Genomic DNA, 10,324 nt, shown 5'->3' on the forward strand with positions numbered 1-10,324 from the left:
AAAGAAATGATCAACGTTTTATTAAATGATAATACAGAAGAAGAAATGAATAATTTACTAAATGAATATATAAAAGACTGCGAAGCCTTGAAGAAATATCAATTTAGTGACAAAGCCCTTGGCGTCTATATTGCTCAGTATATAAAATTAACTGTTCAAAGTTATAAAGTGGCAAAGGATAAGGGATTTAAGTCCGCAGATTTCAGCAAAGACTATGAAATTTATAAATCAAAGAAAGGCAAGTATATGGACTACCTCTATACTACCTATTCAACAGATCATTTTATTAAATTGAATGAAAAACAGTATTATCAAATTAATGACAAGAATAATTATATTAAATCACCTGACTTTTCCAACTACAAAAATTTAAAGCTAAAAGATCTTAAAGCAGCATTGAAATTGCTTGATAGCATTGCCAACCATACCCCGAACTTTCAGGAATTTGTAATTTATAAAATTGAAATAGCCGACCAGTATGTAATTCATTCTGATACTTTGGCAGATAACTCCAACGAAATTGCAATTGGAAAATACAAGGAAATACTGGACCAAAATAGATATTGCATATACTAATTCGAATCTTGGCTAAAGTGGCGAACAGTAACTCAACAAAACAATGGTTTATCAAAGAGTTCCGAAATTCCAAATGATGAATATAATAAAGTAAGAGAACGAGTTGCGTTAGTAATTCTTGAATTTATAGTAAAGAATGAAAAGGATGAAATGGCAATAAACGAATTTCTTCTCATGGCAACACATGACAACGTGAAACGATTTGGTGATTATCAATACGGAAATCAAAATACAGTTGAATATCATGAAATATTTGATGGGATGAAATAATCATCAATAGCCATTTGATAAAATTGAATATATCATCAAATTGGACACGCTACCTGAGCTCCGGGGAGTATATCTTTTTGATCCGGGTAAAAGGCCAAAATTAATTGACATGACAGCCTTAAGCGATGACGTCCATAATTATTTTCCGTAATTGAATCAGCTTTAATAGATATAAAACGCCCTAATTGCCTGTAAATTTATGAGAAATTCTGTGACCATACTCTTTTTACTGTTGTCGACAACATTGGTGGGACAAATAAACAGTAATGCGGATGAAGTAATGACGACCTTAAGGGGTGCAAGTATTTCCAAAAAAATCACACAAACAAAAACGATATTCTTCTCGAATACAAAAAAACAGGACACGATTGTGTTAACAGTCCCTGTAGGATTAATAAATCAAAGCACCAGCCATATAACCATAAAGAGCTTTGACAACAGGACAATCTATAGTGAAAGTTTCAAAACCTACTACTTTATGCGCGGAGTGTTCGAGCCTGATTCAATACCTGCAGGTGGGCAGGAAATTTACAAGGCGTATATCAACAAGTATGTGATCTCGCTGACGAAAGAAAAGTTTGAAGATTACGCTAAAGATCAAATTAATTCGTTCCTAAATGACATAGAGGCTACTAAGCTCACATTGAATCAAGCCAATTCATACGATGGCATAGCAAACAAAGATGTTTATAAGGATGTAATTGCAAATCCAAATTCAAAAGTTATCTGGATTCCTTGCTTTGAATGTGATGAAGGCGTAAGATGTTTTGCATATTCGACAAAAAAGGCTAAAGCAGTAAAGTTCTTGGAATCAGACTGAAAAAAACAATAGACGTACATCAAATTGAAATTTGAGCAAACTTTTTATCATCTTGATTGCAATAAAATTTGGTCTTGGTTATGGACAGGAATTTAATTACCCAGATGTCAAGTCAAATGGACATTCCTCAAACCATTTAACTTCTACACTTGATTAAAAACTTGGATAAAGTGATATGAAAATCGCTAAATGGATAACGTCAATTATTGCTTGGTTGCAAATTGTTGTCTCTCCACTATTAATCGGAGTCGTGATTGGATTCATTGTTTACTATAATATCTCCGGTTTAACAGGACTTGTATTGGCAGTTGTTATATCTACTGCTGGACTTATTATTGGGATAATTTGGGCATGCTGAGTTTGGAAAAGAAGGGGCACGGTTGAATTCATATCTGAAATTTCCTCATCACCTGACTTTGACAAATTGAATGAGGAGGAATAATATTAATGAAGCGGACGATTTTGACAGGTAAAGAATATATTACAATTTAAAAGAAAAGATTTGAAAAGAGGTACGATTATTTTAATTGCGACATTATTTTCTGTAGGAGCATTCGCAAATGTGAACTTCATAGATATTTCCAAAATCAGCAATGAAAGCAAATTATTAATTGCATTCCAATCTATAAAAGATAATCTTCAATACATTGACCATTGGTCAATTCAATGGACTTATGGAATTCCAAAGCAAGAACTCATAGGTAAACTTCGTGACAATTATTCCATATATTCATCAATAACCAAAAAGAATGAAGAATTGAATTTGCTCTTGGGGGACATTGCACACTACCTATATAATCTGGATGACTCTGGATATTATAATTATGCAGTGGACAATTATAACTTGGCGATAAAAGAAAGCCCAAATGATTATCGGACTTACTGGTTTCTTGGATATCATTATGCACTTTCAAACGTTCCGTTACAAGCCATAGACAATTTCACTAAAGCACAACATTTATTGCCAACCAACCAACCCGCAGAATTTTGGGACGAATTTGCTTACGCAAGCGCATTTACGGGTATGCAATCGCATTGCATTTTCGCTATGGATAAGGTGAAAAACATTTCCGGGAAAGCAGGCAATTTTGAAAACGAACAGGGGCAAGCTGTTTATAAAAAGATTGTGGAAGTAGATAAAAATAAGTCTTACAAAAAGGAGGATATTTGGACGGCCTCGAAGGGTGACAAAATAGCATTTACTTCCCGGCCATTGGGAATTAAAATATTGGTTGATTCAACATGGAATGTTTCATTGTATGACTTTAATAATCGACAAAGTGCGTTTACCATAACTCCGCCAACCATAAAAAATAAAAAAGGGTTGGAAATTGGCTATACTGTTGCGATTCTATTTAAATCAGCAAATGAAAACGAAAATTTGGGGGACTACCTCAGTACCTTAGTTGCTAAATATTCAGACAAAAGAAAAATTACTTTTTCTGACAAATACGATAAAATGGTTGCTTACGAGGTTATAGATAAATCAATGTATAAGGACATAGGGGTGGTCATTTGTATATATTAGCAATAGAAAGAAAAGCACCGCAATATCCCGGACTGCTTTTGGAAGACCCATCTACGCCTCCCGATGGCCCTACAGGACAAGTCAATTACTTTACTGCTTCTGACAGCAAGACCAGATTTAAAGGTAAAATGTTTTATGCAATTATGTTAGACAGTTGTGAGGATATACATGAATTGTCATTTGCGGTATTCAAAGAACTTTTCAGCAATCAAATTATTATTGAATAACCAAAGTCAAATATTGGGAAGTCATGCCTACAGCTTTATTAGAAGAAATCTCTATTTGAGCGCTCTATTATTTCTCATTTGTGTTAAATGCTCTGGCCAAACACAAATTGGAATGGATGAGAAACCCAAGGATGGAACTTATACCTATTCAATAGCGTTTGCTGAATGGAATGGCAAGTCAAATGGTGCCACATGCATAGTTGTTATAAAAGGCGATTCGATATCTGTCATTAATAGCGGAAATAATCTGTCTGGCAAAAAGGGCGAAATCATGGATAAAGGAGTCATTATGAAGCATACTAAGACAGGAAAATGGATCATTGGACATTCTCCCAAAGATACAGATGCCAAGGAAGTAGGAGGTTGCTCCAGTGGCCCTTCGGTTATTGACTTCAAAAGAAAAATGTATTGGCTTTGTTAATTTACAACTGTTACTGAATAGGACCTCTTGAGACTTTTAATGCAACAAATGGGATTATAACCAATATTATGAAACGATTACCCTATATCACAATCTGCACATTTACCATTTTGGGGTGCTCTAACATTCAAAACTCAGACAAAAATGGCAATAAAGGTTTATCAAATCCCAAAGTGGACAGTGTCAAAAATGTTTATGCTGACTCTGGACAGTCTTCATTTAGCATACTAACTGGAGACTCTAGTACCGGTGGTTACGACATTAAAACCGTAGAAACTACGTACAAGGTGGTTTTCATTGCCTCGCACAGTGATAAAAACTTTAAACATTATTTTGCTAAGTACACGACAACGTCCAAAACATGCACAGGTTGCGAAGAACAACAACGAAATATTCACGTCGAATTAGGAGCCTTTGACAACCCACAAAAAACTGCTTTCATTATTGACCGAGATTGCGATGACCTTACCCTAGACGGCATGACATACAAGACAGTGAAGTATGGTTGTTGCGGAGCAGAAGACAAGTTGCAAATATTCGATTATGGCAATAAGTCAATAATCGAAGGTGACTCCAAAATTATCACTGGTTTAATTCCTAATTCATCTTTGAAATTTTATGTAGCTTTCAAACCAGACTACAAAGATACAACCACATTGGGGACACTATATTATGCCTACAATAGTTCTGACAGCTATGCCATAAAAATAAAATCAAAACTATTGTCATCAGAAGATTGCTTCATTCCTTCATCAAATGTTATTATCTATTCGGCAAATTCTCACGACAAATTACTTGAAAATAACGAATATGAATTTTGGTCACTAAATAATATTAAAACGGAAGATTTAATTAATAATATAACACTAAAATTTTCATGCGCTTGCTATAGCGATGTCAGTAAAGACACTTTGGAAATACCCATTATTAACGGTAAACCATTTGGTAAAGACGAACGGCAACAAGTCTTAACATACACTCCAAAATAATGCCGGAGTCAAGTTCACCGGAATCTATAATATGTCTGGAAATTCCGAAGGCCAAGATCATTCTATTCAGATTTAAGTTGACCTTCAATACTATTGAATATCAAACCTCATGGTGATTAGTCTTATCCGGAATTTGGTAATCACACTGTTCGGAATTTCCAAGAATTAAAGTAAACCAATAACCAAGTACATATCTGTTATATTCCTGCCGATCGTAGTACAAATATGTGTCAATCAAAAAAGGGTTTATTAAAGTGGTGTCAGAGCCTCCGATAAATATTTTTTTTCTTCGGCGAATCATGGACCGGCCGAAAAATGCCTTTTAGGTCATTCTACCTATCTGATTTGATCAGATTTTGCATCAAGCGGAGTGATTTCGGAGGGAAAAATTTCAAAATTTATTTATCAGAGCCTCTTATGACACTCTGATAAATGGGAAAAAGCAGCGTGCATATTTGTATAGTCAGGAAGGTATATCAAGAGGCATTACTAGTGAAGTAAATTGGGGGCCCCTGGCTGATAATTTTAAAAGGAAAACGATCTTTTTCCGGATCTGCGATCACTAAAGGATCACTCTAAGATCACTAAAGGATTGCCGAATAGAAATTCCGAAGGCCAAGATCATTCTGTTCCGATTTAAGTTGACCTTCGATACTATTGAATATCAATCCTCGTTGTGATCAGTCTTATCCGGAATTTGGTGATCACACAGTTAGGAATTTGCACTAACAGATTAAAAAAATTGGAGAATAATATGTTTGCAAATCAAAAAAATAGGGTTTCAGCGAATTTGCTGAAACCCTTGTCTGTAGCGGCTCCCCCTACCGGGGCGGAAATATCAATGACTATTAATACGTTAAAGCAATTGGGCAATACATTTTGCACGTCCGTCAATCTCAATGTAAAACCCATCAAGATTGACCCTTCACATTGGCACCATTTAAAGCTAAATTTGTGGGGGAATAGGGGTCAAGGTTATTGTATTTTCCATACCGACAGTTAGAATCTTCTTTGAAGTCATCAAATATCAGGGCAATGAAAAAATGGGTTGGTTATAGTGGTCTTAGAAAAACTTTAATTCCGGTTTTCCTTTTGATGGTAGCTTCTTTGATTTCCTGCTATAAAAATTCAGTCCCCCCTCAGTTTTTTTCTCCTCAGACTCCAACCAGGGACACTACGTTAACTGATTCCAGCATTTATATTGATGTAACGCTCAATGGAACCCGGGTATTTAGAATTGCGGGTGTTGACAGTCCCTGGGGCGTAGCGTGGTTTTCAGGCGATCTCCCTCCAGATACGACAGTGATTATTTATAGTTTGAACAGGATTGGCGGAGTATTTGATTCGACCGTAAACACCTATCCTGGTTTGGGATTCAGTAAGGGGGATATCAATTACCTCACTTACGGATATCCCCAATCGTATTACCTTATGAATACCAAGGTACTGGATTCTTTTTTTCAGGCGGAAAATTATCCTTTCTCTCAATTATCAAAAGATACCAGCTATACGGTCATATATGACAGCAATGGCGATACGCTCTACGTTGTCAATCCTATTTCAAGCAAGATCCTTACGCCAGGCATTCAGCTAACTTGGTATGACTCAACCGGCATAGCTTGGAAATCTTATTTGGGATCAGGCGATCAAAGTAACAGTTACTTTAAGATTGTCAAGACTGACCCCTATCCAACATCCTATACAATTCCTGTATTCAGCAGTTTTATAATAATTACTGCTGAGTTTGGTTGCAATCTTTATAATGGTCTTGGAAATGTCATTCATCTAACCAATGGAAGATTCCGTTTGATGGCGTTTGTTTAGACGAGTATGTTTCTGAGGGAAAAATGTAATCGAATTCCGGATGTTTGTAATCTTCTTCTTAATGTCTTCCTCTCAAATTAGTCCAGAATATAATAAATCCAAAAAAAGGGAAAGCTTTACCTAGTTAGTAGCAGTTAAAAACATATTTTCCCAACTTTTTATCCTTCAGATTTTACTCTGGTCTTAAGCTTGGCTGGAAAACGATTCGGGAGTGAATAGGCCAGGAGTGGAAAGCACCCTCATTCATCAAAATTCGTTATCAAAATACCCTTGGAAATAAAAAAACACCTACACAGTTTCCTTTGTAAGTGCTTGATTTTTTGCTCCCCCTGCTGGACTTGAACCAGCGACCCTCTGATTAACAGTCAAAAAAGCCCCTTTTTATCGATTTTATCAGATTTTCAATATTTAGAGCTCAAATGCAGTGCAGTATTGCGTTACAGCTCATATAAAGCTCTCCGTTTTCTATTGTTTTCAATGGATATTTAGTAGGTTTGTTTGCAAATGTTTGCAAATGAAGGGTGCTACAGCGGTAATAATACATGATACCAGGAGAGCCAAATCGGGCGACAAATACCCAGTTAAACTAAGGGCTATATATAATAGAGTGGTGAAGTACTATCCTACCAAGTATAATTTAAGTAAGGACGACTATGCGAAACTTTATGAAGAAAAGCCAGATAAAAAGTCAAAAGATATCCGCGACGACCTTTTTAAGCTTTTGTCAAAGGCTAATGATATAATAGACAAACTACCCGTTTTTAATTTTAAGATTTTCGCAAACAGACTGTTCAAGATATCGACCAGTAAGGATGATTTAATCCACGCTTACAACAATTATATAGGAGTGCTGCGACTTGCCGGAAGAATTAGCACGGCTATAAGCTATGAATGCAGTCTAAAATCCCTTCAAAAGTTCAAAGACTCCCTGAAATTCGAGGATATCACTATAGAGTTTTTAAGAGATTATGAGAAATGGATGCTAAAAGAAGGAAACTCCCTCACTACTGTTGGAATATATTTGAGGTCGCTAAGATCCGTTTACAATGAATCCATTTCAGATGAAAACATTTCCAAAGAGTCTTATCCCTTTGGTAAACGTAAATATCAAATACCCACAAGCCGTAATACAAAAAAAGCTCTCCTCTTATCCGATATAAAGAAAATCTACGATTATAAACCCTCTCCTGGCAGTAATATAGAAATGGCCAGAGACTTATGGCTCTTCAGTTACTTATGCAACGGCATAAATATTAAGGACATAGCCAGGATAAAATATAAAAATATTGATGGCGACTATTTAACCTTCCTAAGAGCGAAAACTGAAAGAGCTACGAGATCTAATCCTAAACCGATATCCATCTATTTGAACGATCGTGCCAGGGAAATAATTAAGAAATGGGGGAATAAAAGGATTAATGCTGATAATTATATTTTTCCAATCATTGAAAAAGGCTGCACACCTGAAAACGAACTCCGATTAATTCAGCAACTAATTAAAACGATAAATAAGTGGATGAAATTTATTTCGGAGGAAACTAAAATCGAGAAGGTTGTAACAACATATACAGCAAGGCACTCATTCTCCACAGTCTTAAAAAGATCCGGCGCTAGTATTGAATTTATTTCTGAAGCATTGGGCCATTCAAATGTCAGGACAACAGAAAGCTATTTGGATAGCTTTGAAAATGAATCCAAGAAAAAATATGCGTTGACCTTAACAGAATTTAAGAATGAAATTGATGAAATTAATCAGGCATAATGAAACACTCTCAAAATGAAAATCTTCGATAAGGTTTTATTTAATAAACTAGAATCTGAAATAATTCAAAAGTACGTTGACCAATTTAATCTCGGTTTAAATAACACAAGAAACTCGAATAAATTTATACAGAATTTCTATAATGAAATTCACACTAAAATAACATCACTACATTCAAATGATAATTTAGAACAGACTCGCATATTTATTCAGTCATTTGAAATTTATGAATCAAATAAAAACATGGGCTTTGCGGATGCAATAGAGTTTTTTTGTAACAAAAAAGATCCAACTTCAGAGCCGGCGACTGAAGTCCTTGCTGAAATGGTTTCCCTCTATAAAATAAAGTCCAAAAATCCGGCTGAAATACATTCCTTGCTCCCAGAAGTTACAACACCCATTCAAATTGAGATTGAGGAAAAGGTAGATTCAACCTCTCAGGATTCCTCATCACTATTAACTATTAGCATTAAATCGGACAGAATAAACCAAATTTATAATTTACTTAAAGAATATTTCGCTGAAACTGAAAGACCTGATTTATTAAATCTTCTTAATGGAATGAGCATAAAAAACAAATTGACCTTTAAATCTAGCGCGGTTAAATTTTCACATGTATTCTGGTATTTGAGTCAGCATCAACTGCAAATTGCAACCAACTCAAGAAAAGATATAGTGCATTGGATATGCGACAATTTTCATTATACCAGAAATAACGAAATAAATGAATTCGATGAGGAGAATGTAAGAAAATCTATTATGATTCAGGTATCGGAATATGATAGTCCTATTCCTGGTTTGGACAAAATTGTATAGATCATAATATTTTTGCATTATTATTTTAATACCCGAAGATTAAACAAAATCTTTACACTTTTAATGATATTAAAATTCTGCAATCCCAGGTATTTTATTGGAGTCAGAGCTTCTTGCAATTCATCCAAATTTGAATAATAATAACTCGAAAGTTTTTTTACAAACTTTTTATCTCTTACTAAATATATTACTCTAATCCTTCCCGCCTGTACGGCTTGGTACACATCAATAAAGCCATCGAGATCATCGAAAGAAATAATTGATTGTCGTCTAGTAAATAAATTAGTGAAACTAATTGTCTTATTTAATTTATCAATTAAAATAACACTTGCATCCCGCCAAAGTTGCCAGCCAAATAAAATACTAAATATTGGCCCACTAATAAGGCAAACTTGTTTTTGCTGTTCAGTTCTTGTATTTAAAAAAGCAGAGAAAAATAATATTGCGCCAAATAACACAACTGCTATCATAAACCAAAAACCAAAACTTTTAAACTGCGATTTTACCATGTAAATAGCGTAACAACAATTATAACCTAAAAATAGGCATAATTTTTTTAGTCTTTTTAACCCTACGAGCTTAGTGAGGATCTTTAATAACTATGTGTTCTTAAACCCATTAAACTCCAAATTTTTTACTCCCTTTTTACTCCTTTTTTACTCCTTTTTTACTCCTTTCTGATTTAAGCAGATCCATTTGATAGGTCTTCCTACTTCCTTTGTGACATGGCACAATTAACATCAAACCCGTTCGAAGTAATCGAGCAAAGATTGGAAAATATAGAATGCTTAATACGGGAACTCAAAAATGAAAAAAAGCTTTTGAATTCTAACAATGAAGATGTAGAAGAGATCGGCGGTATACAATTAGCCGAAAAGGTTACCGGCTTGGCTAAACCAACAATCTACGCCCTCGTGTCTCAATCGAAAATGCCAGTTATGAAGAAAGCAAAAAAATTATACTTCTCTAAGAAGGAATTAATTGATTGGATTAAATCAGGAAGACGCAAAACTGCGATAGAGAAAAATGATGAAATCAACGCCCTATTACTAAAACCAAAAAAAACTAAAAAAAAGTAAGCACTATTATCT

General features: G+C 34.8%; 11 protein-coding genes. 10 read left to right on the plus strand and 1 reads right to left on the minus strand.

Features of this window, described 5'->3' with window-relative positions; genetic code table 11:
* The 9 genes from VNZ46_RS19055 to VNZ46_RS19095 form a co-directional block, all read left to right on the plus strand.
* On the plus strand, positions 1-576 hold a 576-nt coding region (locus tag VNZ46_RS19055; RefSeq protein ID WP_325561604.1), incomplete at its 5' end, for a hypothetical protein.
* 469 nt (positions 577-1,045) lie between these two features.
* Positions 1,046-1,666 (plus strand): hypothetical protein, encoded by a 621-nt coding sequence (locus VNZ46_RS19060; protein ID WP_325561605.1) that lies wholly within the window; start codon positions 1,046-1,048, stop codon positions 1,664-1,666.
* A gap of 502 nt (positions 1,667-2,168) precedes the next feature.
* Positions 2,169-3,194, plus strand: coding sequence for a hypothetical protein (locus VNZ46_RS19065; protein ID WP_325561606.1), 1,026 nt, complete (start codon positions 2,169-2,171; stop codon positions 3,192-3,194).
* On the plus strand, positions 3,182-3,421 hold the full coding sequence (locus tag VNZ46_RS19070) for a hypothetical protein (RefSeq protein WP_325561607.1): 240 nt from the start codon (positions 3,182-3,184) through the stop codon (positions 3,419-3,421). The genes VNZ46_RS19065 and VNZ46_RS19070 overlap by 13 nt, the downstream gene beginning before the upstream one ends.
* Before the next feature lie 112 nt (positions 3,422-3,533).
* Positions 3,534-3,842 carry a hypothetical protein gene (locus VNZ46_RS19075; RefSeq protein WP_325561608.1) on the plus strand — a complete coding sequence of 103 codons (309 nt, stop codon included), beginning with the start codon at positions 3,534-3,536 and terminating at the stop codon, positions 3,840-3,842.
* Positions 3,843-3,910: 68 nt separating this feature from the next.
* Positions 3,911-4,831 (plus strand): hypothetical protein, encoded by a 921-nt coding sequence (locus tag VNZ46_RS19080; RefSeq protein WP_325561609.1) that lies wholly within the window; start codon positions 3,911-3,913, stop codon positions 4,829-4,831.
* 1,035 nt (positions 4,832-5,866) lie between these two features.
* Positions 5,867-6,655, plus strand: coding sequence for a hypothetical protein (locus tag VNZ46_RS19085; RefSeq protein ID WP_325561610.1), 789 nt, complete (start codon positions 5,867-5,869; stop codon positions 6,653-6,655).
* A gap of 514 nt (positions 6,656-7,169) precedes the next feature.
* Positions 7,170-8,417 (plus strand): phage integrase SAM-like domain-containing protein, encoded by a 1,248-nt coding sequence (locus VNZ46_RS19090; RefSeq protein WP_325561611.1) that lies wholly within the window; start codon positions 7,170-7,172, stop codon positions 8,415-8,417.
* 15 nt (positions 8,418-8,432) lie between these two features.
* Positions 8,433-9,233 carry a hypothetical protein gene (locus VNZ46_RS19095; protein WP_325561612.1) on the plus strand — a complete coding sequence of 267 codons (801 nt, stop codon included), beginning with the start codon at positions 8,433-8,435 and terminating at the stop codon, positions 9,231-9,233.
* A 20-nt stretch (positions 9,234-9,253) separates the two neighbouring features.
* Here the strand turns inward: VNZ46_RS19095 and VNZ46_RS19100 are convergent, their stop codons facing one another.
* A complete protein-coding gene (locus tag VNZ46_RS19100; protein ID WP_325561613.1) occupies positions 9,254-9,742 on the minus strand; it encodes a hypothetical protein in 489 nt (162 codons plus the stop codon).
* Positions 9,743-9,958: 216 nt separating this feature from the next.
* Between VNZ46_RS19100 and VNZ46_RS19105 the strand changes: the two genes are divergently transcribed.
* The gene (locus VNZ46_RS19105) at positions 9,959-10,312 is read left to right on the plus strand and encodes a helix-turn-helix domain-containing protein (RefSeq protein ID WP_325561614.1); all 354 of its coding nucleotides are present in this window, start codon (positions 9,959-9,961) and stop codon (positions 10,310-10,312) included.
* Positions 10,313-10,324: the final 12 nt, after the last annotated feature.

The organism is Pedobacter sp., assembly GCF_035566355.1.
Lineage (GTDB): Bacteria > Bacteroidota > Bacteroidia > Sphingobacteriales > Sphingobacteriaceae > Pedobacter.